At 73.1% G+C, this 25,893-nt stretch carries 20 protein-coding genes and 1 tRNA gene; 14 read left to right on the top strand and 7 right to left on the bottom strand.

The annotated features are described in order from the left end of the window. Positions 1–106 precede the first annotated feature (106 nt). Positions 107–178 (bottom strand) — tRNA-Gln (locus tag ACFRU2_RS37910). A gap of 154 nt (positions 179–332) precedes the next feature. Between ACFRU2_RS37910 and ACFRU2_RS37905 the strand changes: the two genes are divergently transcribed. From ACFRU2_RS37905 to ACFRU2_RS37895, 3 genes are read left to right on the top strand one after another with little or no spacing between them, the layout of a single operon-like run. Further along, on the top strand, positions 333–1,595 hold the full coding sequence (locus tag ACFRU2_RS37905; protein ID WP_382980858.1) for a sensor histidine kinase: 1,263 nt from the start codon (positions 333–335) through the stop codon (positions 1,593–1,595). A 5-nt stretch (positions 1,596–1,600) separates the two neighbouring features. Then, the gene (locus ACFRU2_RS37900; RefSeq protein WP_382980857.1) at positions 1,601–2,137 is read left to right on the top strand and encodes a hypothetical protein; all 537 of its coding nucleotides are present in this window, start codon (positions 1,601–1,603) and stop codon (positions 2,135–2,137) included. A 34-nt stretch (positions 2,138–2,171) separates the two neighbouring features. After that, the gene (locus ACFRU2_RS37895; RefSeq protein ID WP_382980855.1) at positions 2,172–2,711 is read left to right on the top strand and encodes a hypothetical protein; all 540 of its coding nucleotides are present in this window, start codon (positions 2,172–2,174) and stop codon (positions 2,709–2,711) included. A gap of 22 nt (positions 2,712–2,733) precedes the next feature. Here ACFRU2_RS37895 and ACFRU2_RS37890 read toward each other — a convergent pair whose 3' ends face one another. Together ACFRU2_RS37890 and ACFRU2_RS37885 are read right to left on the bottom strand one after the other, a co-directional pair. After that, entirely contained in the window at positions 2,734–3,258 is a 525-nt protein-coding gene (locus ACFRU2_RS37890; protein WP_382980853.1) for an SUKH-3 domain-containing protein, read from the bottom strand. Between the two features lie 5 nt (positions 3,259–3,263). Beyond that, positions 3,264–3,911 (bottom strand): YwqJ-related putative deaminase, encoded by a 648-nt coding sequence (locus ACFRU2_RS37885; RefSeq protein ID WP_382980851.1) that lies wholly within the window; start codon positions 3,909–3,911, stop codon positions 3,264–3,266. A gap of 230 nt (positions 3,912–4,141) precedes the next feature. Here ACFRU2_RS37885 and ACFRU2_RS37880 point away from each other — a divergent pair, with 230 nt between their 5' ends. From ACFRU2_RS37880 to ACFRU2_RS37870, 3 genes are all read left to right on the top strand, one after another. After that, positions 4,142–5,203: an SMI1/KNR4 family protein gene (locus tag ACFRU2_RS37880; RefSeq protein ID WP_382980849.1), complete on the top strand. Its 1,062-nt coding sequence runs from the start codon at positions 4,142–4,144 to the stop codon at positions 5,201–5,203. A 7-nt stretch (positions 5,204–5,210) separates the two neighbouring features. Further along, positions 5,211–7,511, top strand: coding sequence for an SUKH-4 family immunity protein (locus ACFRU2_RS37875; protein ID WP_382980847.1), 2,301 nt, complete (start codon positions 5,211–5,213; stop codon positions 7,509–7,511). Between the two features lie 148 nt (positions 7,512–7,659). Continuing rightward, positions 7,660–8,532: a DivIVA domain-containing protein gene (locus ACFRU2_RS37870; RefSeq protein WP_382980846.1), complete on the top strand. Its 873-nt coding sequence runs from the start codon at positions 7,660–7,662 to the stop codon at positions 8,530–8,532. A gap of 315 nt (positions 8,533–8,847) precedes the next feature. On the opposite strand, the gene ACFRU2_RS37865 is transcribed toward ACFRU2_RS37870, so the two are convergent. Both ACFRU2_RS37865 and ACFRU2_RS37860 read right to left on the bottom strand, forming a co-directional pair. After that, positions 8,848–9,705, bottom strand: a complete 858-nt coding sequence (locus ACFRU2_RS37865; protein WP_382980844.1) for a hypothetical protein — start codon at positions 9,703–9,705, stop codon at positions 8,848–8,850. Positions 9,706–9,835: 130 nt separating this feature from the next. Then, complete coding sequence (locus tag ACFRU2_RS37860; protein ID WP_382980842.1) at positions 9,836–11,419, bottom strand: MFS transporter; 1,584 nt, start codon at positions 11,417–11,419, stop codon at positions 9,836–9,838. Between the two features lie 352 nt (positions 11,420–11,771). Here ACFRU2_RS37860 and ACFRU2_RS37855 point away from each other — a divergent pair, with 352 nt between their 5' ends. The 3 genes from ACFRU2_RS37855 to mfd all read left to right on the top strand — a co-directional run bounded on the left by ACFRU2_RS37855 (position 11,772) and on the right by mfd (position 18,945). Beyond that, positions 11,772–12,548 carry an ABC transporter ATP-binding protein gene (locus ACFRU2_RS37855; RefSeq protein ID WP_284715691.1) on the top strand — a complete coding sequence of 259 codons (777 nt, stop codon included), beginning with the start codon at positions 11,772–11,774 and terminating at the stop codon, positions 12,546–12,548. After that, complete coding sequence (locus tag ACFRU2_RS37850; RefSeq protein WP_382980840.1) at positions 12,545–15,118, top strand: ABC transporter permease; 2,574 nt, start codon at positions 12,545–12,547, stop codon at positions 15,116–15,118. Before ACFRU2_RS37855 ends, ACFRU2_RS37850 begins: the two co-directional genes overlap by 4 nt. A gap of 290 nt (positions 15,119–15,408) precedes the next feature. Beyond that, positions 15,409–18,945, top strand: coding sequence for a transcription-repair coupling factor (mfd, locus tag ACFRU2_RS37845; RefSeq protein WP_382980839.1), 3,537 nt, complete (start codon positions 15,409–15,411; stop codon positions 18,943–18,945). Positions 18,946–19,050: 105 nt separating this feature from the next. On the opposite strand, the gene ACFRU2_RS37840 is transcribed toward mfd, so the two are convergent. After that, positions 19,051–19,212, bottom strand: a complete 162-nt coding sequence (locus tag ACFRU2_RS37840) for an Rv0909 family putative TA system antitoxin (protein ID WP_250737350.1) — start codon at positions 19,210–19,212, stop codon at positions 19,051–19,053. 111 nt (positions 19,213–19,323) lie between these two features. On the opposite strand from ACFRU2_RS37840, the gene ACFRU2_RS37835 reads away from it, so the two are divergent. Beyond that, positions 19,324–20,040, top strand: coding sequence for an HNH endonuclease family protein (locus tag ACFRU2_RS37835; protein WP_382980837.1), 717 nt, complete (start codon positions 19,324–19,326; stop codon positions 20,038–20,040). Positions 20,041–20,159: 119 nt separating this feature from the next. Here ACFRU2_RS37835 and ACFRU2_RS37830 read toward each other — a convergent pair whose 3' ends face one another. Further along, entirely contained in the window at positions 20,160–20,864 is a 705-nt protein-coding gene (locus tag ACFRU2_RS37830; protein ID WP_382980835.1) for a hypothetical protein, read from the bottom strand. Between the two features lie 144 nt (positions 20,865–21,008). Here ACFRU2_RS37830 and ACFRU2_RS37825 point away from each other — a divergent pair, with 144 nt between their 5' ends. The 4 genes from ACFRU2_RS37825 (at position 21,009) to ACFRU2_RS37810 (ending at position 25,868) form a co-directional block, all read left to right on the top strand. Beyond that, positions 21,009–23,183 (top strand): N-6 DNA methylase, encoded by a 2,175-nt coding sequence (locus tag ACFRU2_RS37825; RefSeq protein WP_382980834.1) that lies wholly within the window; start codon positions 21,009–21,011, stop codon positions 23,181–23,183. 131 nt (positions 23,184–23,314) lie between these two features. Further along, positions 23,315–23,902 (top strand): hypothetical protein, encoded by a 588-nt coding sequence (locus ACFRU2_RS37820; RefSeq protein ID WP_382980833.1) that lies wholly within the window; start codon positions 23,315–23,317, stop codon positions 23,900–23,902. Then, entirely contained in the window at positions 23,899–25,407 is a 1,509-nt protein-coding gene (locus ACFRU2_RS37815; RefSeq protein WP_382980832.1) for a protein kinase, read from the top strand. The genes ACFRU2_RS37820 and ACFRU2_RS37815 overlap by 4 nt, the downstream gene beginning before the upstream one ends. 116 nt (positions 25,408–25,523) lie before the next feature. Beyond that, positions 25,524–25,868 carry a hypothetical protein gene (locus tag ACFRU2_RS37810; protein ID WP_382980831.1) on the top strand — a complete coding sequence of 115 codons (345 nt, stop codon included), beginning with the start codon at positions 25,524–25,526 and terminating at the stop codon, positions 25,866–25,868. The last annotated feature ends 25 nt before the right edge of the window (positions 25,869–25,893 follow it).

The raw sequence follows: 25,893 nt of genomic DNA, 5'->3' as shown, positions 1-25,893 counted from the left end.
GGTGTGCCCTTCGGCTTCGGGTGGTGGACCCGTGAAGGATACCGGTGGGTTTAAGGCCCTAAACGAGGGTGGGTCCCGACTGCGAAGTCAGGACCCGGACCGTGGGCTCCCCTGTCAGGACTCGAACCCGAACATAAGGCACCAAAAGCCTCAGTGCTGCCAATTACACCACAGGGGATTAACCGACTAAACCAGACATTAAACCCTGGTGGTCGAGCCGACGGGACCTACTATGCCGCACCAGGCGCCCTGAATGCGACGGTACAAATCCGAGCCCTTCAGCGGGATTTCCGGTCGCCTCCGGACCGGGGCCGCTGCGTAGGCTGGACCGCATGACCAGTACGGGGGAAGAGCAGGGAAAGGCGGGGGCCGGGCGGGACGGGCCCCTGTGGTGGGAGCGGCGCAGGTCGGCCGTGTTGGACGTGGGGCTCGGCGTGGTCTCGGCCGTCGAGTGCGGGGTGGAGGGCGTCGGGTTCGCCCGTGAGATCGGGATCCCGGTCTTCGCCGGGGTGCTGTTCGGGGTGCTGGTCGGATCGGTGCTCGTGCTGCGGCAGCGCTGGCCGATCGTGGTGGTGCTCGTCGGCATCGCCGTGTCGCCGGCGGCCATGGGCTTCCTGCTCGGGGTGGTCGGGCTGTACACGCTGGCCGCCTCCGAGGTGCCCCGGCGGATCACCGCGACCCTGGCGTCGATGTCGCTGGCCGCGATCTTCGTGGTGATGTACGTCCGGACCCCCGTGAACGGCGAGGTCAGCCGCACCCTCGTCGTCACCCTGTCCGTGTTCGTGGCGGTGGCGCTGACCGTGCCGCCGGTGCTGCTCGGGCTGTACACGGCGGCCCGCAGACGGCTGATGGAGAGCCTGCAGGAGCGGGCGGACTCGCTGGAGCGGGAGCTGTCGCTGCTCGCGGACCGGGCGGAGGAACGGGCCGAGTGGGCCCGTACGGAGGAGCGGACCCGGATCGCGCGGGAGATGCACGACGTCGTGGCGCACCGGGTGTCGCTCATGGTGGTGCACGCGGCGGCGCTCCAGGCGATCGCCGCCAAGGACCCGGCGAAGGCGGCGAAGAACGCCGCGCTGGTCGGGGACATGGGACGGCAGGCGCTGACCGAGCTGCGCGAGATGCTCGGCGTGCTGCGGGCGGAGTCACCGAAACCGGCGGCCGTGACGGCGCCGGTGGCCCTGGTGGGGAGCTTCGACGACGGGCCGACGCTGGCCGAGCTGGAGGTGCTGGTCGGGCAGTCGCGGGCGGCCGGGATGATCGTGGAGCTCGACGTGCACGGTGAGTGCTCCGCGTACGTGGCGGAGGTGGAGCAGACCGCCTACCGCGTGGTGCAGGAGGCGCTGACCAACTGCCACAAGCACGCTCCGGGCGCACGCGTCGTCGTACGGCTGGCACACCGGGAGGGGGAGGTGGCCATGCAGGTGGAGAACGGCCCCTGCGACGGCAAGGCGGCCGAGCCGGGGCTGCCGAGCGGCGGGAACGGCCTGGTCGGCATGCGCGAGCGGGTGCTCGGCCTGGGCGGGGTGTTCGTGTCCGGCCCGACGGACGAAGGCGGCTTCAAGGTCTCGGCGGTCCTGCCGAGCGGACGGGGGTAGCGGGGATGGCCTGGGATCCGGTGGCGGAGCTGACGGACGAGGAGCGGGAGAATTTCCGCAGGAGCGGGGAGGACTCCGAACGGCTCTGGCTGAACGTGCCCGGCCCGTTCTGGACGGGGATGACGGACAACTGCTGGACCGGGCGGACGGAAGCCCCGGACAACGTGCTGTACGCGGCGGGGAGCGCGTACTGCACCGAGTACGTGTTCCGGCAGCCGCGGAATCCGGCGGAGGTCCGGGCGCTGGCCGGGGCCGCCTGGGCCGATCCCCTCGGGGAGTACTCCTGCGACGGGGACCTGCGGTGGACGCCGGCCGAGGTGCGCGCGTGGTGGACGGACCGGGGGCGGGTCGTCGGGCACCTGGCCGAGTCGCTGGCGGACTTCGGGAAGGGCGGCTCGGTCACCAACGCCGACGCGGCCGCCGGCGTACGGGACTTCCAGGCGTATCTGGACGGTGGCCTCGCCGACGATCTGCGGGCGTATCTTTTCCGGCTGGAGGAAGGCCGGTACCCGGAGGCCGGGGAGCGGCTCCCGCGGCTGTGACGCGGGGCGACGGGGCGACAGGGGGGAAGCGGGGATGACGGTGGGCTGGGATCCGGTGGCGGAGCTGACGGACGAGGACCGGAAGCTGTTCCAGGGGCGGTGGGAGAAGCGGCTCTGGCTGAACGTGCCCGGGCCCTTCTACACGGGCGAGACCGACACGTGCTGGACCGGTCGGCTGAACGCGCCCGGCAACGTGATGTACGCGGCGAGCACCGAGGGCACCCTCGAGTACGTCTTCCGGCAGCCGCGGAACCCGGCCGAGGTGCGCGAGGTGGTGAACGCGGCGGACGAGGAGCCCTTCCAGGAGTACGCGTACGACGGGGACCGCTGGTGGACCCCTCAGACCGTGCGCCGGTGGTGGGCCGGGCGCGGCCGGGTCGAGGAGCACCTGGCGCTCACGCTGGCGGAGTACATGGACAGCGTCCACCCCGCCGACCGGGACGCGGCGGCGGGGGCCCTGGAGTTCCGGGCCTATCTGAAGGACGGACTCGCCGCCGATCTGCGGGTCTACCTCTTCCGGCTGGAGGAGGGCCGCTACCCGGTGGCCGGGGAGCGGCTTCCGGAGCTGGGTTAGCCCGTCGGCCGGGTCAGCCGGGTCAGCCCGTCGTCAGACGGGTCGGCTGGAGGCCGGTCAGGAGGAGGGTGAGGGCCTCGTCGAGGCTCGCACCGAGGTACCAGTCGCCGGTGTGGTCCACGCAGTAGACGCGGCCCTCGCGGTCGAGGGCGAGGTGCGAGCCCCCTCCGGTCAGGTGCGTGTCGGCCTCGACGCCGAGCGGGCAGAGCTGCGTGGAGAGGGCGCGGCCGAGGTCCGCGAAGGTCCGGGCGAGGTGGAGGCCCGTGAGGGGGTCCATGCGGATCGCGGTGGGCGCGATCTGGCGGCCGGGCCCCGGGGCGGTGACCGTGAGGTTCCCGAACTCCGCCCAGGCCTCGACGGCGGCCGGGAAGACGGTGTGCCGGTGCCCGGCGGGGGTGGTGTGGTCGCGCAGGGCGTCGGCCCAGTACTCGGCCTGCTTGATGTCCCAGCGGCCCGGCTCCCAGCCCGCGGTGCGCAGGGCGGAGTCCACGGCGACCGGGAAACGGGTGGCCGAGGAGCGGGCGTACGAAGCGGAAGCTGTGGTCATGGCGGCTACTCGGGGTGGGAGAGGTCGACGGGGCGGACGCCGAAGTGGGCGAGGAGGGCCTCGCAGGAGCGGCAGGGCGGTGCGTAGCTGCCGTGGAGCGGGTCGCCGTCCTCGCGGATGCGGCGGGCGGTGATCTTGGAGTGCTTCAGCGAGCGGCGGGCCTCGCTGGGGGTGAGGGGCTTGCGCGAGGCGCGCTTGCTGCGGGCGCCCTCCACGGTGGCGAGGTGGCGGGAGAGCAGGATCGCCTCCGGACACCGGCCGGTGAAACGTTCGCGCTGGCCGCTCGTGAGGGTGTCGAGGAAATCCTGTACGAGGGCGTGCAGTACGGGGGGCTGGTCCGCCTTGCCTGCGGTGCCGGTGAGGGTTTCGCCGCGTACGGACAGGGCGGCGGCCACGGTGGGCAGGATCCCGTCCCGGCGGAAGCGCAGCGTGGGCACGGCGGGGCGGCCGTCCCCGCCGCCGCCCCAGCGCAGGCGGGGATCGCCGGCGCCCTGGTCGGCCGCGGCGCCGGGCTGCGCCGGAACGGCCGCCGGGCCACCGGTTCCGGCGGCGTCGCCGGAACCCGCGGGGCCTGCGGGGTCCGCGGATCCCCGGGCTCCCGCGCCTCCTGAGTGGGCGTCGGCCGCTGCTGTACGTGTTGCCGTGTTCTGCATGGTTGCGCTTTCCCTCCCGTGGCCGCGGTGCTGACCGCTGTCGCGCACGCCCCCGTGCTGTGGGGACAGCCTGTCAAATGTCTCCTCGCCTGTGGAAGCGGGGTCGAATATTCGTATCAATTCGGATCTTCCCGGCCGTCCCGCGGGGTCCCCGCACACGTGCGGGTGACGTCCTTGCCGGAGCACATAGGCTGTGGTGAACCAGCCAGATCCAGCAGGGGGCTACCGCCATGACGACAGGTCGGCTCGGGCATCAGGCCGCGCCACCCAACGCCGCTTACGCGGGGCAGGTCGTGCATTTCCCGGACCCCGTCCGGGCCGCGCGCCATCCCCACGGAGTCCGCATCGACGCGAACGGACATCCCGACCTCGCGCCGTACGCGCGCGCGGCCGTCGAGATCGCCGAGCCCCCGGAGGGCTTCGGCGTGGACGAGCTGCGCCTGACCGACTGCGTGTCCGCGAACGCGGCCATGCGGGCGACCGGCCACGAACTGTGGGACACCGTCGGCCCGGTGTCGACCCCGCACGGCTGGACCTGGCACCACGTGTCCGGCACGCGCCGGATGGAGCTGGTCCCCGTCGAGGTGAAGTGCCTGCTGAGGCACCACGCCGGTCTGGCGACGGCGGCGGTGGACCACGGCAAGCGCGGGACGCGGCCGTTGCAGGAGGTGCGCCCGGTGCACCTGGGGCTGCCCAAGACGGTGGTCTCGGTGTCCGAGCAGCAGGTCCAGGGCGTCGAGGAGGACCTCGGCTACCGGCTCCCGGAGGCGTACCGCTCCTTCCTGAAGGCGGCGGGCGGCTGCGCGCCGGTGGGCACGGGGCTCGACGTGGAGCTGGGACTGCTGGTGGACCAGCCGTTCTTCACGGTGCGCGAGGAGGCGGCGGTCAACGACCTCGTCTACGTCAACAAGTGCCTGCGGGACCACCTGACGAAGGACTACCTGTGCGTGGCCTTCGCCCAGGGCGGGCTCCTCGCGGTGAAGGTGCGCGGGGAGGCCGTGGGCTCGGTCTGGTTCTCTCCGTACGACGATGCGCGCGACCAGGACGGCTGGTCGGTGCAGGAACGCGTGGAGCGGTTGCTGCTGCCGTGCGGTACGGATTTCGACGCCTTCCTGGAACGCCTGGCGGGCAATCCGCCGGAACTGGAAACGGTGGCCGGTCTGATGGTGGACGGCGGATTCGCGCGCTCGGTTCCCGTGACGGGTCAGGGCTCGGGTCCGGGTTCGAGTGCGGGTTCGGCGGAGCGTTCGGTTCCGGGGGCCGGGCCGGCCACGGCACCGGTGGAGGGGTGACGGCGCGATGGTGACGTTTGCGCAGGCGCAGGAGCGCGCCGAGGAATGGATCAACGGGGAAGTTCCCGCGTACCAGCACCGCGAGGTGCGCGTACGGGAGTTCGGACTCGGTTTCGTGGTGTGGGCGGAGGACCGCCCCGCGGGCCCGGTGTCCGGGGGCGGCCGGCAGCGGCTCGTCATCGCCCGGGACAGCGGGGAGGTGACGCTCTGGCCCGGCCTGCCGGTGGGTGAGGTGATCCGCCGCTACGAGGAGGAGTACGGGGCGTCGGCCGCGCAGGCCGAGGCTTCGGTGCCGGTGCCGCGCATCGACTCGGAACAGACCTCGTTCATGCTGAGTCCGCCCGAGTGGCTCCAGGAGGCCGCGGACCGGGCCGGGATCCCGGCGGCTCCGGCCGCTCCCGCGGACCCGGTGGCTGCGGCGGCTCCGGCCGCTTCCGGGGCGGGCCCTTCGGGGCCGGACCCGGAGCCCGTGCCGCTGCGGCGCGGGGGAGAGGTCCCCTACGAGCCGACCGCCAACGACGGGGTGCCCGCCGCGGTCCCGACCGGGGCCACGCCCTGGGCCGGGACCGACGTGAACCCCGGTGCGGACTCCGTGTCCGTACCGCTGCCCGCGACGGTGTTCGCGCCGCCGCTGTCCGGGTCGGACCTGGACGACGCCCCGGCGCCGTCGGGGCCGGGCCCGGAGGCGCGCACGACCCTGATGCCCAGGGGCAGTGAACTGCCGAAGACCGCCGTCGTGCCCGCGCTGGACCCGGAGTCGGGGCCGGGGCGGGGTCAGGCGTCCGGTTCCGGTCTCGGTCCCGGTTCTTCCGGTCCCGGTCCGGTGTCCGGCGGGGACATCGCCGACGCGCCCACGAGCAAGGCCCGGGTCAACCGGCCCGGGGCCCCCGCGCCCGTGACCCCGCCGGGTCCGCCCGGTGCGCCGGGCGCCGGCGCGGAGTCGCCTTCGTACGCCGCCACGATGCTGGCCGCTCCCGGCGGGCCGCAGCAGCCCGGCCCGCCCGGTCCGCCCGGAGCTCCGGGTGCGCCCGGCGTGCCCGGTGGCGGGCTGGACCATGCCGCGACGATGCTGGCGGGTCCGGCCGTGACGGGGCAGCCCGCGCCTCCCGGTCCGCCGGGGGTTCCCGGGGGGTCCGGCGGGCGCGGAGACGCGTACGCGGCCACCATGCTGGCCGGTCCCGGCGGACCGCAGCAGCCGGGTCCGCCCGGCCCGCCCGGCCAGCCCGGTGTTCAGTCGGGCGGCGGGCAGCCGCCCGCGCCGCCCGGTCCCGCGCCGCAGGGCCGTGTTTCCGCTCCGCAGGGCTCCGCGCCGCAGGCCTCCGCACCCGGGGTCCCCACGGTCGGCCCCGGCTACCAGGCCGTGCTGCGCTACCGCGCGCCCGACGGCTCCGAGCAGCAGCTCATCCGCCGTTCCGCGCCCGGCACCCCGCACCCGGAGTGGCAGATCCTGTACGAGCTGCGGGCCATGAACGTGCCCCCGCAGCAGGTGCTGGAGCTGCACACCGAGCTGGCCTCGTGCGAGCTGCCCGGCGGCTACTGCGCACGCATGATCCGCGAGACCTGGCCGCAGGTCCGGATCACCAGCGTGGCCCCGTACGGGACGGACCACGCGGGCCGGCAGCAGGGCATGCGGCACCTGCTGACCCACCAGGGCGAACTGCACCAGGTGGCGGACGGACCGGCGCGCCCCGCGCCGGTGCGCGCACCGCTGCCGCAGGTGCCCTTGCAGCCGGCGATCCCGCTGGACGCGATCGCGCAGGAGCTGGCGGGGGCGTTCGGGCCGCAGGGGGTGTTCCGCTTCGAGCAGCGCGCCGTGTCCCGGCAGGGCGTGCCGGAGATCGTGGCGCAGACGCTGATGTGGTCCGGACTGCCGGTCGATTTCGGGCCGTTCTTCTGGGCCCAGGCCGTACCGGGTGCCCCGCTGCCGACGCTGGCCGAACTGGCGGCGCAGCGGCAGGTGCAGCCGGCCTCGGACGCGGGCTCGTACCTGGTGGTGGGCAGCGACTTCGGCAAGGCGCTGTGTGTGCAGTACGGGACCGCGCACATCGTGGCCGTGCCGGTGGAGAGCGGTCCGGGCGGGGCGCCGGTGCCCCCGCAGTTCGTGAACTCCTCGCTGCCGCAGTTCGTACGGTCCCTGGCGATGCTGGGTCACATGTGGCGGCTGCGCCAGCATCTGACGCCGGAGCAGGCGGGCCGCTGGACCGTCGATTTCCAGGCGAATCTGGCAGGGCTGGACAGTGCGGCGCTGGCGTCGCCGGAGAACTGGTGGTCGGTGCTGCTGGAGCAGATGTGGGACGGGCTCCTCTGACCGGTTTCTGCTGATCTCGCGCGGATCTTCCGCTGATCCGGATGGCCGGGTCGTGACCCTCGAACAGGGTCTCGGCCCGGCCATTCGGGCTTCTGTGAGCAAATGACGCATCCTTGGCAGGAACCCCCGCGAGAGAGGCGCTTCCAGGATGAGTGCACCCTTTACGACCGTGCGTGGCCGTGGCTACCGGGCGGAAGAGGTGGACCGGTACCTCGCCCGGCTGTCGGGGAGCCGGGACGAGGCCTGGGAGCGGGTGGCCCGGCTGACCGTCCTGGCCAAGCAGATGGAGGCGGAGGCGGAGCGGCTGCGCGTGGAGGTCTCCGGACTGGCCCCGCAGACGTACGAGGAGCTCGGCGAGCGCGCCCGCCGGATCCTGCTGCTGGCCGAGGAGGAGTCCGAGACCCTACGGGGCGACGCGCGGGCGGACGCGCTGGCGGCGGCGGGCGCCGCCGAGGCGCACGCCGACCGGGTGGCGGAGCTGGCGCGCGGCGACGCGGAGGCGGTGCGCGAGCAGACCGAGGTCAGGGCCCGGCAGGCACTGCTGCGGGCGGGACGCGAGGCGGACGACGCGCGGACCGAGGCGCGGGACGACGCGGCGGCCTGGCGGGCGGAGGCGCAGGCTGCGCTGGCGGACACGGCCCGCAGGGCGGACGCGCTGCTCGCGGAGCGCGAGCAGGAACACGCGGAGCGCCGGGACGCGGCGGAGCGGGAGCTGGCGGCGCGGGAGGCGGAGCTGGCGTCCCGGCACGCGGAGCTGGAGCGCTACGCGGAATCCCGGCTGGCGGAGGCGAAGCGGGCCTTCGCGCAGGCCCAGGAGACCGCCCGGCACGGCCAGGAGGACGCGGAGGCGAGGGCGGCGGAGCTGGTCGCGGAGGCGCGGGTGCGGGAGGAGCGGGTCGGGCGGGAGACGGAACGGATCCTTCGGGAACACGGGGAGTCCCAGGACGAGATGCGGGCCCACATGAACCACGTCCGCTCCAGCCTGGCCGCCCTGACGGGCCGCGCCCCGGCCGAGGGCTGACCCCCGGGCGGGCATGCGCGCCGCCGTCGCCGGGGACCAGTCCCCGGACCCCTGCTCCTCAAACGCCGGAGGGGCTGGATTTTGGCCGGCGTCAGCCTGTACGTGTGCGGGGCCGCCCGGGCCACTCCAGCCGTCCGGCGTTTGAGGACCGGGGTCTGGGGCGGAGCCCCAGGGGGTCCGGGGCGCAGCCCCGGGGAACGGGCGAAGGGCGGGTAGGGGACCTTGCCCCGCGCAGCGGCAAAGGGTGCTGCGGGAACCTTGCCCCGCGCGGCGGCAAAGGGTGCTGCGGGGACCTTGCCCCGCGCAGCGGACACGTCAGGCCGGCTGCTCGGACGGCTGCGCGGGCAGCGGGGCGGACGGCTGCGCGGACGGCGGGGCGTACGGCGACGGGTCGCTGCGGAGGCCGTGGGTGGTGACCACCACCGTGAAGGCGGGCGGCGCCGTCGCGGTGAGGGCCGCGGTCAGGGTTCCGGCAGGGGTGACGGTCGTCGGGAGGGCGGTGCCGTCCACCTCGACCCGCGGGTTGTCCCCGAAGCCGCCGCCCTCGACCGTCAGGAGACCGTCCGTCACGGACACCCTCGTGATCACGGGATTCCCCCGCACCGCCACCTTGTTCAGGAGGTAGGCCCCGGCCGGCGCCCCGGTCAGCGCCCACATCTCGGCCGGCAGCTTCGGCAGCCCGCCGCCCACGTCCGTGAGGAAGAACGCCACCACGTACAGCATCGTGACCGCGCTCAGGGCGACGTACTGCAGGTCGACCAGGTCGGTCCGCCCGCCGTCGTTCGAGATCAGGTCGTGCACCGGCCGCCGCCCCGTGCCCTTCGGCGCCGGTTTGGCCATGGAGCCCCGCTCCACCCGCATGCCGACCACCGCCTTCGCCGCGATGAGGGCGGCGTACGGGCCTCCGAGCAGCGGGAGGTAGACGGTCGTCAGGGAGGACAGGGGTCCCTCGGGGCCCTGGAACCAGCCGACGCCGCCGCCCGCGGTGAGTCCGTAGCCGAGGGTCGCCAGGAGCAGCCAGACGAGGATCACCGTCCAGGCCAGGGCGAGCGTGGTCGAGGTGGAGAGCCGCCCGTCGCGCCCGGTGACGAAGCCGGGGTGGCGGAGCAGGCGCAGGACGATCGGGCCCGCCAGGGCGGCGAGTAAGGCGAGTGCGCAGAGCGCGGACGTCATGGTGTGGTCCCCCCGGGAGTGCGGCGTCTCCGCAGAGGGTTGCCGACTCGGTCAGGGCATGACAAGTTCCCGCCCCCTCCGCGGCGTCGACTTCGCGCCATCCCGGCCGAGCGTGCCCGCACGGCCGCCCTCAGCCCTCCCGCTGCTCCGGCAGCACCGGGAACCGGCGCGGCGCCACCAGCAGCAGCACCAGCGCCGACGCGGCAGCCGCCAGGCTCGCGCCGAGGAAGATGTGGTCCCCGGCGGCCGCCACCGCCCGGCGCAGGTACTCGGCGGCTTCCGGGGGAAGGAGGCCGGGGTGGCTCAGGGCCCTGGACACCTCGTCCAGGTTCGAGGGGAGCCCGGGGACCGGGGCCTGCGACAGCCGGGAGGCGATGGTGGCGTTGGCGACGGCCCCCAGCAGCGCCGCTCCGATGCTCTGCCCGACGTTGCGGCAGAACAGTACCGAGGCAGTCGTGGTCCCGCGCTCCTCCCAGCCCACCGTGGACTGGACCCCCACGATCAGCGGGAGCTGGAAGAGGCCGAGGGCCGCGCCCAGCAGCAGCATGATCAGCACCGGCTGCCAGGCCGGGGCGGGGTAGGGGAGCAGGGCGAAGGAGCCGAGGATCAGGGCGGCCAGGCCGACCCCGGTGGCGGCGGTGTTGCGGAAGCCGATGCGCCGGTAGACGTGCTGCGCGAGGGCGGCGCTGATCGGCCAGCTCAGGGTCATCGCGGAGGCGACCAGGCCGGCGCCGGTGGGGCCGAGGCCCAGCACGGACTGGGCGTACGTCGGCATGAACAGCATCGGGGCGACCATCAGCAGGCCGAGCCCGGTCATGGCCAGGTTGACGGCGGCGATGGTGCGCCGGCGCCACACCCAGCCGGGCAGGATGGGCTGTTCGGCCCGGCGTTCGATCCGGACGACGAGCACGCCCAGCGCCGCGGCGGCTCCGAACAGGACCAGCGAGGGCGCCGACAGCCAGGGCCAGGCGACTCCGCCCTGCACCAGTGCGAAGAGCAGCAGCCCGCCGCAGGCGAAGACGGCCACGGCTCCGGGCCAGTCGACGGGGCCGGTGCGGCCGGGGGGCCGGGTGGGCTCGACCAGGTGGCGGCTGATGATCCACAGGGCGGCGGCGGCCAGCGGCAGGTTGAGCAGGAAGATCCAGCGCCAGTCGGTGTACGTCGCGATCAGCCCGCCGAGCGCGGGGCCGGCCAGCGCCGAGCCGGCCCAGACCACGGACATCCGGGACTGGATGCGCGGCCGGTCCTTGAGGGGGTAGAGATCGGCGGCCAGGGTCTGCACGGTGCCCTGGAGGGCGCCGCCGCCCAGGCCCTGGAGGATCCGGAAGGCGATGAGGGCGGCCATGTTCCAGGCGGCCGCGCAGAGCAGGGAGCCGAGCAGGAAGAGGCTGATGCCGAGGAGCAGGACGGGCTTGCGGCCGTAGGTGTCGGAGAGCTTGCCGTAGACGGGCAGGGTGACCGTTCCGGCCAGGATGTAGCCGGAGAAGATCCAGGAGAAGACGGCGAAGCCGCCGAGGTCGCCGACGATCTGCGGGACGGCGGTGGCGACGATGGCGCCGTCGAGGGCGACGAGGCCCATGGTCAGCATCAGGGCGGCGACGACGGCCTTGCGGGGCCGCCCGGGCGGGGACGGCGCCCGGTCCGCCCGGTCCTCCTTGGGTATGCCACCGGCACTGTCGTCGGTACTCGCGCCCGTGCTCTCCCCTGACCCCATGAAAAACCCTTCACCCCGTGCTTACCTGCGCGGACACCATCTCACTGCGGCATTACGGGGTGGTATCCCCCGAGGGCGCCTCGTCCCAACGGGCGAGATCCCCTAGGGGTTGGTCCTCATAAGGGTCCAGGGGCGCTTCGTCCCGGGGGAGGACGAGGAAAGGCCGCGGGCGTCCTTAACTGGTCACTACAGGGCGGGAGTCCGGGGGGTAGGGCTAGCACCCCTATGGATACGGCGATTGGCACCAGCGCGCCGCGGAACCCCTCCCGACAGACTTCGAATGAAGCGCATCACAGCGCACGAACCGACGACCAGACGCATCAGAACGAGGGGAAACACCGTGACAACGGCTATGACCGAAACCAGGCACGGGGGTACTGGAGGGCATGAGGCCGTCGCGGCGCGGGCACGGAAGGTCGTCAAGGCCTACGGCTCCGGCGAGACGCGGGTCGTCGCCCTCGACGCGGTGGACGTGGACATCCACCGCGGCCAGTTCACCGCGATCATGGGGCCCTCCGGCTCCGGCAAGTCCACGCTCATGCACTGCCTGGCCGGCCTGGACACGGTCACGAGCGGCCAGATCTTCCTGGACGACACCGAGATCACCGGTCTGAAGGACAAGAAGCTCACGCAGCTCCGCCGCGACCGGATCGGCTTCATCTTCCAGGCCTTCAACCTGCTGCCGACGCTCAACGCCCTGGAGAACATCACCCTCCCCATGGACATCGCCGGCCGCAAGGCCGACGCGGAGTGGCTGAACCGGGTCGTGGAGACCGTGGGTCTGGCGGGTCGCCTCAAGCACCGTCCGACCGAGCTCTCCGGCGGCCAGCAGCAGCGCGTGGCGGTCGCCCGCGCCCTGGCCTCCCGGCCCCAGATCATCTTCGGCGACGAGCCCACCGGAAACCTCGACTCCCGGGCCGGCGCGGAGGTCCTCGGCTTCCTGCGCCGTTCGGTGAACGAGCTGGGCCAGACCATCGTCATGGTCACCCACGACCCGGTCGCCGCCTCCTACGCGGACCGCGTCATCTTCCTCGCGGACGGCCGGATCGTGGACGAGATGTACACGCCCACCGCCGACCAGGTCCTGGACCGCATGAAGGACTTCGACGCCCGTGGGCGGACGTCATGACCGTCATGAAGACCGCGCGGCGCAACTTCCTCGCGCACAAGGGACGCATGGCGCTCTCCGCCGTGGCCGTCCTGCTCTCCGTCGCCTTCGTCTGCGGGACGCTGGTGTTCACGGACACCATGAACACCACCTTCGACAAACTGTTCGCGGTCACCAACTCCAATGTCACGGTCACCCCGAAGGAGGCCGAGAACAGCGGGGAGACCCCCGACACCGGAAAGCCGCAGGCGCTGCCCGCCTCGGTCGTCGGGCAGGTGGAGAAGGCCGAGGGCGTGAAGTCCGCCGAGGGCGGCGTCGCCTCGATGGCGGTCACCGTCGTCAACTCCAAGAACGAGAACCTCGGCTCGACGACCGGAGCCCCGACCTTCGCGGGCAACTGGACCGAGAACGAGCTGCGGTCGATGAAGATCATCGAGGGGCAGGCCCCGCGCGGCCCCACCGACGTGATGATCGACAGCGACACGGCGAAGAAGCACCACCTCAAGCTCGGTGACGACATCCGCACCATCGCCGTCACCGGCGACATCCGCTCCAAGATCACCGGTATCGCCGCCTTCACCGTGACCAACCCGGGTGCGACCGTCGTCTACTTCGACACCGCCACCGCGCAGCAGAAGCTGATCGGCGCCCCGAACGCCTTCACCCACGTGAACGTCACCGCCAAGGACGGGGTGAGCGACGCGCAGCTGAAGCAGAACGTCGCTTCGGCGCTCGGCGCCGACACCTACAAGCTGCAGACCGCGAAGGAAGCCGCGGCCGACAACAAGAAGAACATGGACTTCCTCGACATCATGAAGTGGGTGATGCTCGGCTTCGCCGGGATCGCCTTCCTCGTCGGGATCTTCCTGATCTTCAACACCTTCTCGATGCTGGTCGCCCAGCGCACCCGTGAGATCGGCCTGATGCGGGCCATCGGCGCCGACAGCGGCCAGGTCCTCAAGTCGGTGGTCATCGAGGCACTGCTGCTCGGCGTGGTCGGCTCGATCCTCGGCGTCGCCGCCGGCATCGGACTGGCCGTCGGCCTGATGCAGCTCATGAGCCAGCTCGGCATGAGCCTGTCCACCGAGGACCTGACCATCGCCTGGACCACCCCGGTCATCGGCATCGTCCTCGGCGTCGTCGTCACCGTCATCTCCGCCTTCATACCGGCCCGCCGGGCCGGCAAGGTCTCCCCGATGGCCGCCCTGCGCGAGTCCGGCACCCCGGGCGACAAGAAGGCCGGCCGGATCCGTGCCGCCCTGGGCCTGGGCCTCACCGGCATCGGCGCCGCGGCCCTGTACCTCGCCGGTGCCGCGGACGCCGCCGGGACCGGAGCGCAGTGGCTGGGGCTGGGCGTCCTGTTCACGCTCATCGGCTTCATCGTGATCGGCCCGCTCCTCGCGGGCGTCGTGGTCCGGGCCCTGTCCGCCCCGGTGCTGCGCCCCTTCGGCTCCATAGGCCGCCTCGCCGAGCGCAACGCGCTGCGCAACCCGCGCCGCACCGGTGCCACCGCCGCCGCGCTGATGATCGGCCTCGCGCTGGTCGCCTGCCTGTCGGTGGTCGGCTCCTCGATGGTGGCCTCGGCCACCGACGAGCTCGACAAGTCGGTCGGCGCGGACTTCATCGTCCAGTCCCAGACCGGGCAGCCGGTCGTACCGCAGGCCGAGGAAGCACTGCGCAGGACCCCTGGCCTGGCGCACGTCACCGCCTACCGGGAGGTCGACGCCAAGATCACGGCCCCCGACGGCAGCACCGAGATGTACGGGCTCGGGGTCCAGGACCCCAGCTACGCCAAGGACATCCACCGCAAGATGATCGCCGGTGAGCACGCGGACGCGTACAAGCCGGGCTCGATGTCGGTGGGCTCCGAGTTCGCCACCAAGCACCAGGTCAAGCTCGGTGACGAGCTGACGGTCGCCTTCACCGGCGGCCAGACCGCCAAGCTCAAGGTCGCGGCGATCACCAGCGACGAGGGCAACCTCGACAAGGGCATGAAGTACGTCAGCACCGCCGTCGCCGAGGCGAACCTGCCGGCCGACAAGATGCCCCGGCCCTTCATGGTGCTGGCCACCGCGAAGGACGGCCAGGACGACGCCGCCTACGCGGCGGTCAAGTCGGCGCTGGCCGAGTACCCGCAGTACCAGGTGCTCAACCAGACGGACTACAAGCAGGCGCTGAAGGACCAGGTCGGCCAGCTCCTGAACGTGGTCTACGCCCTCCTCGCCCTCGCGATCATCGTCGCGGTGCTGGGCGTGGTGAACACCCTGGCCCTCTCGGTGGTCGAGCGGACCCGCGAGATCGGCCTGATGCGCGCCATCGGCCTCTCCCGCCGCCAGCTCCGCCGCATGATCCGCCTGGAGTCCGTGGTCATCGCCCTCTTCGGCGCCCTGCTGGGCCTCGGCCTGGGCATGGGCTGGGGCGCCACCGCCCACCAGCTCCTCGCACTGGAGGGCATGAAGATCCTCGAGATCCCGTGGCCCACCATCCTCGGCGTGTTCGCCGGATCCGCCCTGGTCGGCCTGCTGGCCGCCCTGGTCCCCGCCTTCCGGGCGGGCCGGATGAACGTACTGAACGCGATCGCCAGCGAGTAGTCGCCGGCCGGTCGTACGGGGGAAGAGCCCGGCCCCGCCTCACCCGAACGGGTGGGGCGGGGCCGGTGTCGTTCACACGCCCATGACGGGCACGTCGTAGAGCGGGATGTCCTTGTCCCGGGTCACGAGGGTGAGTCCCTCGGTCACTCCAGCGGGGGACCCGAATCCCACGCGCGGGTGTCGGACCCGCGTCGTAGGGTGGGAACCCCCGGCCCGTTCGACGTGTCGGGTCCTTCGCGTTGCCGCCTCGCGGGGACGCACCGCACCTCATCGGATGGAAAGCCGCCTTCATGAGCCTGCACGGACTGCTCGACGCCGTCACCCGGGACCCCGCACTCGCCGAGGCGGTCACCGCGGCCGGGGACGGCAACCGCATGCACGTGGACCTCGTCGGCCCGGCTGCCGCGCGGCCCTTCGCCATCGCCGCGCTGGCCGCCCGTACCGAGCGGACCGTGCTCGCGGTCACCGCCACCGGACGGGAGGCCGAGGACCTCGCCGCCGCACTGCGTTCCCTCCTGCCCCCCGACGAGGTGGCGGAGTACCCCTCCTGGGAGACGCTGCCGCACGAACGGCTGAGCCCGCGCAGCGACACCGTGGGCCGCCGGATCGCCGTACTGCGCAGGCTCGCGCACCCGAGCAAGGACGACCCCGCCGCGGGACCGGTCTCCGTGGTCGTCGCCCCGATCCGCTCCGTGCTCCAGCCGCAGGTCAAGGGGCTCGGCGACCTGGTCCCGGTGAGCCTGCGCCAGGGCGAGAGCGTGGACCTCGGCGCGGTGACGCAGGCGCTCGCCGCGGCCGCGTACGCCCGCGTGGAGCTCGTCGAGAAGCGCGGCGAGTTCGCGGTGCGCGGCGGGATCCTCGACGTGTTCCCGCCCACCGAGGAACACCCGCTGCGCGTGGAGTTCTGGGGTGACGAGGTCGAGGAGATCCGTTACTTCAAGGTCGCCGACCAGCGCTCCCTGGAGATCGCCGAGCACGGCCTGTGGGCCCCGCCCTGCCGGGAACTGCTCCTCACCGACCAGGTGCGCGAGCGCGCCGCGGCCCTCGCCGAGCTCCACCCCGAGCTCGGCGAACTGCTGCACAAGATCGCCGAAGGGATCGCCGTCGAGGGCATGGAGTCCCTGGCCCCGGTCCTGGTCGACGACATGGAGCTGCTGATCGACGTACTGCCCGCCGGGTCGATGGCCGTCGTGTGCGACCCGGAGCGGGTGCGGACGCGGGCCTCGGACCTGGTGGCGACCTCGCAGGAGTTCCTGATGGCCTCCTGGGCCGCCACCGCCGGCGGTGGCCAGGCCCCCATCGACGTGGGCGCGGCCTCGCTGCGCGGGATCGCCGACGTACGGGAGCACGCGCGCGAGCTCGGCATGATGTGGTGGTCGGTGTCCCCGTTCGCGGCGGACGAGGAGGGGGCCGTCGGCAGCGACACCCTCACCCTCGGCATGCACGCCCCCGAGGCCTACCGCGGGGACACCGCCCGCGCGCTCGCCGACACCAAGGCCTGGCTCGCCGACGGCTGGCGCACCGTCTACCTGACCGAGGGCCACGGCCCGGCCGCCCGTACCGTCGAGGTGCTCGGCGGCGAGGGCATCGCGGCCCGCCTGGAGGCGGACGTCACCGTCCTGGAGCCCTCGCTGGTCCACGTCTCGTGCGGCTCCCTCGACAACGGCTTCGTCGACCCGGTCCTCAAGCTCGCCGTCCTCACCGAGACCGACCTGACCGGCCAGCGCACCGCCACCAAGGACCTCGGCCGGATGCCGACCCGGCGCCGCAAGACGATCGACCCCCTCACCCTGGAGGTCGGCGACTACATCGTCCACGAGCAGCACGGCGTCGGCCGCTACATCGAGATGGTGCAGCGCACCGTGCAGGGCGCCACCCGCGAGTACCTGCTCGTCGAGTACGCGCCGGCCAAGCGCGGCCAGCCCGGCGACCGCCTCTACATCCCCACCGACCAGCTGGAGCAGGTCACCAAGTACGTCGGCGGCGAGGCCCCGACCCTGCACCGGCTCGGCGGCGCCGACTGGACCAAGACCAAGGCGCGCGCGAAGAAGGCGGTCAAGGAGATCGCCGCCGACCTGATCAAGCTCTACAGCGCCCGCATGGCGGCCCCCGGACACACCTTCGGGCCGGACACCCCCTGGCAGCGCGAGCTGGAGGACGCCTTCCCGTACGCGGAGACCCCCGACCAGCTCACCACCATCGCCGAGGTGAAGGAGGACATGGAGAAGTCGGTCCCCATGGACCGCCTGATCTGTGGCGACGTCGGCTACGGCAAGACCGAGATCGCGGTGCGCGCGGCCTTCAAGGCGGTCCAGGACGGCAAGCAGGTCGCCGTCCTCGTCCCGACCACGCTGCTGGTGCAGCAGCACTTCGGAACCTTCTCCGAGCGGTACGCGCAGTTCCCCGTCAAGGTGAAGGCGCTGTCCCGCTTCCAGAGCGACACCGAGTCCAAGGCGACGCTGGAGGGCCTGCGCGAGGGCTCCGTGGACATCGTCATCGGCACGCACCGGCTGTTCTCGCAGGAGACCAAGTTCAAGGACCTGGGCCTGGTCATCGTCGACGAGGAGCAGCGGTTCGGCGTCGAGCACAAGGAGCAGCTCAAGAAGCTGCGCGCCAACGTCGACGTGCTGACGATGTCCGCGACCCCCATCCCGCGCACCCTGGAGATGGCGGTGACCGGCATCCGCGAGATGTCCACCATCACCACCCCGCCCGAGGAGCGGCACCCGGTCCTGACCTTCGTCGGCCCGTACGAGGAGAAGCAGATCGGCGCCGCGATCCGCCGCGAGCTGCTCCGCGAGGGCCAGTGCTTCTACATCCACAACCGGGTCGAGTCCATCGACCGGGCGGCCGCCAAGCTCCGCGAGATCGTGCCCGAGGCGCGCATCGCGACGGCGCACGGCCAGATGTCGGAACAGGCCCTGGAACAGGTCGTGGTGGACTTCTGGGAGAAGAAGTTCGACGTGCTCGTCTCCACGACGATCGTGGAGTCGGGCATCGACATCTCCAACGCCAACACCCTCATCGTCGAGCGCGGCGACAACTTCGGCCTCTCCCAGCTCCACCAGCTGCGCGGTCGCGTGGGCCGTGGCCGCGAGCGCGGGTACGCGTACTTCCTGTACCCGCCGGAGAAGCCGCTGACCGAGACGGCGCACGAGCGGCTCGCGACGATCGCCCAGCACACCGAGATGGGCGCGGGCATGTACGTGGCGATGAAGGACCTGGAGATCCGCGGCGCGGGCAACCTGCTCGGCGGCGAGCAGTCCGGCCACATCGCGGGCGTCGGCTTCGACCTCTACATCCGGATGGTCGGCGAGGCCGTGGCCGACTACCGGGCGGCCGTGGACGGCGGGGTCGAGGAGGAGCCGCCGCTGGAGGTCAAGATCGAGCTGCCGGTCGACGCGCACGTTCCGCACGACTACGCGCCGGGCGAGCGGCTGCGCCTCCAGGCGTACCGGTCCATCGCGGCGGCCAACTCCGAGGAGGACGTCAAGGCGGTCCGCGAGGAGCTCACCGACCGCTACGGCAAGCTGCCGGAGCCGGTGGAGAACCTGCTGCTGGTGGCCGGACTGCGGATGCTCGCCCGTGCCTGCGGGGTCGGCGACATCACCCTCCAGGGGCCCAACATCCGCTTCGGGCCGGTGGAGTTGCGCGAATCGCAGGAGCTGCGGCTGAAGCGGCTCTACCCGGGCTCGGTGATCAAGCCGGCCGCCTCGCAGGTGCTGGTGCCGCGGCCGAAGACCGCCCGGGTGGGCGGGAAGCCGCTGGTCGGACGGGAACTGCTGGGCTGGACCGGGGAGTTCCTCGCCACGATCCTCGGCTCGTAGGCGCCGCGCCCGTAGAAGGCGTGGGCGCTGCGCGCGTGGACACGGCGACGGCCGCGGCGGGGACCTTCCGGTCCCCGGTCGCGGCCGTTCGCGTTCCCGCTGGGGTTACTTGTTCGGGTCGTCGTCGATGCCGAGCTTCTCTTCCATCTGCTGCTGTGCCTTGTCGACTTGGTCGGCGTACTTGTTGCCGGTCTTCTCGTTGACCTCTTGCTCGAGGTTGTCCGAGATGTCCTTGCCCTTGTCCTTGAACCTGTCGAAAATCCCCATGCTCGGGCTCCTTCCGCTCATCCCGTTTGCGACGCTACGCCCGTTTGGGGTGGTTCGCTCGCTGGAGCGTCGGAACGTCCCGTAAAGGCATGGAGTTTATGATCTTGTCCTATGCGTCCCCACCTGCTGTTTCCCGCCCTGCTGCTCGCCTCGGCCGTCGCGCTCTCCGGCTGTACGGTGCTCCCCGAGCCCGGCGCCGGAGCGGGTGCGAACGCCCCGGGACCGGCCAACGGCCCGGTGGCCCTGGCCTCGGTGGACGGGCTCGCGGTCAAGGGACGGGCGCCGAAGACGGGGTACGCGCGCGAGCGGTTCGGCAAGGGCTGGCTGGACACGGACGGCAGCGGCTGCGGGACCCGCGAGGACATCCTCAAGCGGGACCTCGCCCGGACCACCTTCAAGGACGGTTGCAAGGTGCTGACCGGGGTGCTGGAGAAGGACCCCTACACCGGGGCCCGCATCACGCACGAACGGGGCCGCACCGGCGTGGACATCGACCACATCGTGGCCCTCTCCGACGCCTGGCAGAAGGGAGCCGGCGGCTGGGACAAGGGCAAGCGGATCGCCTTCGCCAACGATCCGCTGAACCTCCTGGCGGTCGACGCCGCGGCCAACCGCAAGAAGGGGGACGGCGACGCGGCCACCTGGCTCCCGCCGGACCGCGGGTACCGCTGCCGTTACGTCGCGGCCCAGATCGCGGTCAAGCAGAAGTACGGTCTGTGGATCACGGCCGGTGAGCGCGACGCGATGAAGCGCGTGCTGACCGGCTGTCCCGGGGAGCGCCTGCCGACCGGTGGCAACCCCACCCGCCCGCCGGAGCGGCTGCGCTGATCCACCCCCGGATCGGGTCCCGGGCCGCCCTGTGGGCCGGGCCCGGAACACCCCCCTGCATCAGGTCCTGGGCCGCCCTGCGGGTCGGGCCCGGACCACCCCCTGCATCAGGCCCGTGATCAGGCCTTCTTCCAGTCCTGGCAGTCGACGGTCGTGAAGAAGCCGTCCCCGGCCTCGATCGTCACGACGGCCTGGCCCTCGGGGTTCTCGTTCGCGATGATCGTGTCGACGCTGCCGGACGCGTCCTTGGTGCGCTCCCAGTAGCAGCCGGTGCCGTCCTCGGTGGAGCCCGCGGACTTGTAGGTGCCCGGGGCGACGTCGACGCCGACCTTGAGCATGCCGGCCTTGCCGGACATCTCGGCCTTCGGGGTGCCCGTGGCCTTCGGGTCCACGAGCTCCCAGCCCTTGCAGCCCTCGGTCTTGAAGATCTTGTCGGTGGCGGCGATGGCCACGTACGTGGAGCCCACGGCGTTGGCGTTGTCGATGAGCGATTCCGCCTCGCCCTTGGAGTCCTTGGCGCGCTCCCAGTAGCAGTTGTCGTCGGCCTTGTTGTCCGTCGAGCGGTAGAGGCCCGGCTGGACGTCGGAGCCGACCTGGAAGGTGCCGCTGCCCTTGATGGCCGACTTGGCCTTGCCGGCGTCGGGGGCCGGGGCGCTGCTCGCCGCCGCCGGCTTCGAGGCGGCTGCGTCGGCGCCCTTGTCGGCGGTGGTGTCCGCGCCGCTGCACGCGCTGAGCGTCACGAGGGCGAGGGCCGCGCCGCAGCCCGTCAGGACCTTCATGCGGGCGGTGCGGGCGATCCAACTGGTGCGCGTGGTCTGGGACATGGGGGAGGCTCCTGCCTGATCTGACGGTCTGTTCGACGTGATCATCACAGCAGAGCCTGTGAACCGAGTCAACGAGTTTTTGAGGGATTGTTAAATTCACGCTGTGAATGGGTCTCTCCTCTTTGCAGCGGTATGCTCGCGCACATGCCGGAGCAGAAGCCCCCCACCGAGGCCCCAGCCACCCCCACAGCCCCTACCGCCCCCGAAGCCCGCGAATCACCCGAAGTCGCCCCCGAGGTCACCGCCGCGGAGATCGCCCGCCTCGCCGGAGTCGGCCGCGCCGCCGTGAGCAACTGGCGCCGCCGCCATGCCGACTTCCCCCGCCCCGTCGGCGGCACCGAGACCAGCCCCTCCTTCGCGCTCGCGCAGGTCACCGACTGGCTCCGGGCCCAAGGGAAACTCGCCGAAGTCCCGCTGCGCGAGCGCGTCTGGCAGTACGTGACCGCCCACCCCGGCGGCTCCGTGGCCGCGCTCGTCAAAGCCGGGAGCGCGCTGCTCCTCGTACGCGACCGGCCCAGGGAGTGGCTGGAGGCCGCGGCCGTCTCCGACGAGCGGATGGCCACCCTGCTGGCGCCCGCCCTCGACCGGGTGCTCGCCCTGCGGTTCGGGCCCGTGCACCCGCTCGGAGCCACCGCCCCGCTGTCGGCCGCCTCGATGCCCTTCCTGCGGGCCGCGGCCGAGCTCGCCGCCGAACTCGGCACCAGGGGAGCCTTCGAGTTCCTGCTCGGCCGCCACCTCGAGGCCAACCCCCGTCAGTACACGCTCACTCCGGACGGCCTCGCCCTCCTCATGGCCGCCCTGGCCGGCCCCGCCTCCGGCGCGAGCACCGGCTCCACCGGAGCGGCCGGCGCCGCGCCCTTCACCGTCCTGGACCCGGCCTGCGGCACCGGCACCCTGCTGCGGGCCGTCCCCGGGGCCACCACCCGCTATGCGCAGGACAGTTCGCCCGAGCTCGCCTCCCTCGCCGCCCTGCGCCTCGCCCTGCAGTCGGACGCCCCGGTCCGCGCCGCCGCCGCCGACAGCCTGCGCGCCGACGCCTTCGCGCGGCCCGCCGCCGAACCGGTCGACGCCGTGCTCTGCCACCCGCCGTTCAACGAACGCAACTGGGGCCACGAAGAGCTGGCCTACGACCCGCGCTGGGAGTACGGACTGCCGGCCCGCGCGGAATCCGAACTCGCCTGGGTCCAGCACGCCCTGGCCCATCTGCGCGAGGGCGGCACCGCCGTCCTGCTCATGCCGCCCGCCGCCGCGGCCCGCCGCTCCGGCCGCCGGATCCGGGCCGACCTGCTGCGCCGGGGCGCGCTGCGGGCCGTCGTCGCCCTCCCGGCCGGCGCCGCGCCCCCGTACGGGATCCCGCTGCACCTGTGGGTGCTGCGCAGGCCCTCCCCGCAGGTGGCGCCCCCCGCGGGGCTGCTCCTCGTGGACACCGCCGCACTCGCCGACGGGCCCGGGCCGGGACCGGGGCGGGCCGGGTGGGCCGCCGTGCACAGCGCGGTGGAGGAGGCCTGGACGGCGTACGAGCGCGGCGGCACGGCCCCGGACGTCCCGGGCGTGCGCCGCGTGGTGCCCGTCGTGGACCTGCTCGACGACGACGTGGACCTGACCCCGGCCCGCCACCTGCCGCCGCCCGCCGCGGGCGGCGGCCTGGCCGAGCTGACCGCCGTACGGGACCGGCTGGACTCGACGCTGACCCGCGCGGCCCGGCTCACCCCGCCCGCCCCGCCCGCCGACGCGGAGGACCGGCCCGCCGCCGCGCCCGCCCGGCTGCCGCTGACCACGGTCGGCGAACTCGCCCGCGCCGGGGCCCTGCTCCTGTACACGGGTACCGGCAGCGGGGCGGGCCGGGCCCCCGTCCTGACCGAGTACGACGTGAGCGCCGGCACCGGGCCCTCCGGCACCCTGGCCGCCGCCGCGGAGCAGCCCCTGCTGACCGCACCCGGTGACGTGGTCGTCCCCCTCACCGGGGGCGCCGGCGTGGCCCGCGTGGTCGACGCGGCCACCGCCGGGGCGGCGCTCGGCCGGGGCCTGCAGCTGCTGCGGCCCGATCAGGCCGCGCTGGACCCCTGGTTCCTGGCCGGGTTCCTGCGCGCCACCGCCAACAACCGCCGCGCCAGCAGCCACGCCTCCACCACGACCCGGCTCGACGTGCGCCGCCTCGAACTGCCCCGGCTGCCACGGACCGAGCAGGAGGTCTACGGGGCGCGGTTCCGGGCGCTGGCCGAGTTCGAGGACGCCCTGAGGCTGGCCGCCCGCCTCGGGGAGCAGCTCGTGCAAGGGCTGTACGACGGACTGTCGGACGGCACGGTCCGCCCCGACTGAGCCCGCGGCGCCCGGCCGGGCTGCGACCGTACAACGGTTGAGCGCATCCCCTCACTCCCGGCCGGGAACGCTGTATACCCTCAGACCCGGAATCCTTCACCCTTCCTCCGCACGGCCCGTCAGGAGCAGCGATGCACGGCCCCGGCACCCCGCCGCCCCACGGTCACCAGCCCAGCACCGGGGGCGTGGTGGCGCTCCGCGTGCTGTTCGCGCTGCTCCCCGTCCTGAGCTGCGGGCTTCTCGCCTGGGGGACGATGCTGCGGCTCGCGCTGGTCACCCGCAAGCCCCGGGACTGGTGGCTGCTGGGCGCCTCCGTGGGAGCCGAGTTCCTCTGGGTGCTGCTGAGCGGGCTCGACCCGACTCCCGACAACAGCGGCTGGCAGGCCAACACCGGCGCCGCCTGCACGATCCTGACCGGTCTGGGCGTCACCGTGTACTTCCTCGCGGCAGACATCCGCCACCACGCGGCCCGCCGGGCGGGGATGCCCAACGCCTGGTACCCGGCGCCGCCCGCGCCGTACGTACCGCAGCAGCAGCCGCCGGCTCCCGCGTACGGGTACCCGCCCGCACCCCAGCAGCCCGCGCCGCAGCAGGCCCCCGAGCCCGCGCCCGCCCCGACGCCGCCCCCGCGCATCGGGCAGGTCCGCGCCGAACTCGACGAGCTCAGCGAGCTCCTGCGCAAGCAGCAGCCGCCCCACAACGGGGACCCCCGCCCGTGACGGACCGGCTCATCGGGGACCGCTACCAGCTCGCCACCATCCTGGGCCAGGGCGGCATGGGCCAGGTGTGGACGGCGTACGACCGGCGCCTGGACCGCCGCGTCGCGGTCAAACTGCTGCGCCCCGACAAGGTGGCCGGCCCCGGCTCCGTGGCCGAGGAGCTGCGCCGCCGCTTCGTGCGCGAATGCCGGGTCACGGCCCAGGTCGACCACCCCGGGCTGGTCACCGTGCACGACGCGGGCAGCGACGGGGACGAGCTGTACCTCGTCATGCAGTACGTGGAGGGCGCCGACCTCGCCGACCACCTCGCCGAGCACGACCCCTATCCGTGGCCGTGGGCGGTCTCGGTGATCGCGCAGCTGTGCTCGGTGCTGTCGGCCGTGCACGCGGTGCCGATCGTGCACCGGGACCTGAAGCCGCGCAACGTCATGGTCCGCCCCGACGGGACCGTGCTGGTCCTCGACCTCGGTGTCGCCTCCGTGATGGACACCGACACCACCCGCCTCACCAGCACCGGTTCGCCGATCGGCAGCCCCGCGTACATGGCCCCCGAACAGGCCATGGGCGGGGCCGTCGGCCCGCACACCGACCTCTACGCGCTCGGCGTGGTCCTGTACGAGCTGCTGTCCGGCAACGTCCCCTTCGCCGGCTCCACGGCGCTCGGGGTGCTCCACCGGCACCTGTACGAACCCCCGCTCCCGGTGCGCCAGTTGCGCCCCGAGGTCCCGCAGCAGCTGGAAGCCGTACTCCTGAAGCTGCTGGCCAAGGACCCGCAGGACCGGCCCGCCTCCGCGCAGGCGGTGTACGCGGCCCTCGCGCCGCTGCTGCCCCACCACGGCTCGGGCGCCCCCACCGGCCCCCTCGACCCGACCCGCCCCTTCCTGCGCCCGCAGGCCCCCTGGCCCGACCGCGCCACCGTGATCCCGCCCCGGCCCGCGACCCCGCCCCCGCCGCCGAGGCCGGACGTCCCGGCGGCCGTCGAGGAGGCCAAGAAGCTCCTCGACCAGGGCATGCTCACCCAGGCCGTGGACATCCTCGGCGGCATCCTCCCGGCGGCTGCCGAACAGCACGGCGCGCACTCGCCGGTGGTCCGCTCCCTGCGCAAGCAGTACGCGGCCACGCTGATGGACGACGGCCAGTACCGCCGGGCCCTGCCCGAACTGCGCCGGCTCGCGGAGGAGTTCCCGGCCGGCGACCCGCAGTCCCTGCGCTTCCGCTACGACGCGGCCCAGTGCCTGGAACAGCTCGGCGAACCGGCGGCCGCCCTCGCCGAGTACCGCGCGCTGCTGCCGCTCTTCGAGAACCACTACGCGAACCCGGACCCGGGCCTCCCGCTGGAGGTCCGCCGCCGCATAGCGCACCTGCTGCTCTCGCTCGGCGACCGCCCGGCGGCCCACGACACCCTGGCCCGTCTCCTCTTCGACGCGGAACGCCTGCACGGCCCGGCGCACCCGTTCTCGGCGGAGGTCCGCCGGACCCTCCAGTGGCTCGGACAAGTGCGCTGACGGTGAGCGACGTCGCGATCAAGGACCCGGGAATGAGGGCTTCCGGTTCGCGGTGTACCGTACGGCGTCCTGTCCGCATCCGTATGCGTCACCGCGTTCCCGAGAGGTAGTCGATCGTGAAGGACACCGTCGCCGTCGAGAGTGCGCCCCCGCCGCGCGCGAGGGCTCTTCCCGGACTGCTCCCCAGGGTCCTGCTGGCGGCCGTGCCGGTGCTGAGCCTCGGGGTCCTGGGTGCGGTGCCCTCGCTGGTCATCGCGTGGCGCCGGGGCGCGCGCGCCGACCGGGCGGCCGCCCTCCTCTTCGGCTGCGTGACCGTCGCCTGGTGGTTCCAGATAGCCCTCACGCCGGAGGAGACCCACGGCTGGCAGTTCGGCGCCGACGCCCTGCTGCTGTTCCTCTCCACGGCGGGAGCCGCGCTGCACTGCCTGTTCGCCAAGAGACTGGCGGTGGAGCCGAGATGAAGACCCGACGTACATGGAGGAACCG

It is taken from the genome of Streptomyces sp. NPDC056883, from assembly GCF_042788835.1.
Lineage (GTDB): Bacteria > Actinomycetota > Actinomycetes > Streptomycetales > Streptomycetaceae > Streptomyces > Streptomyces stoeckheimensis.
Note: the sequence above shows the minus strand (reverse complement) of the source record. Positions and strands in the feature narration are given on the sequence as shown.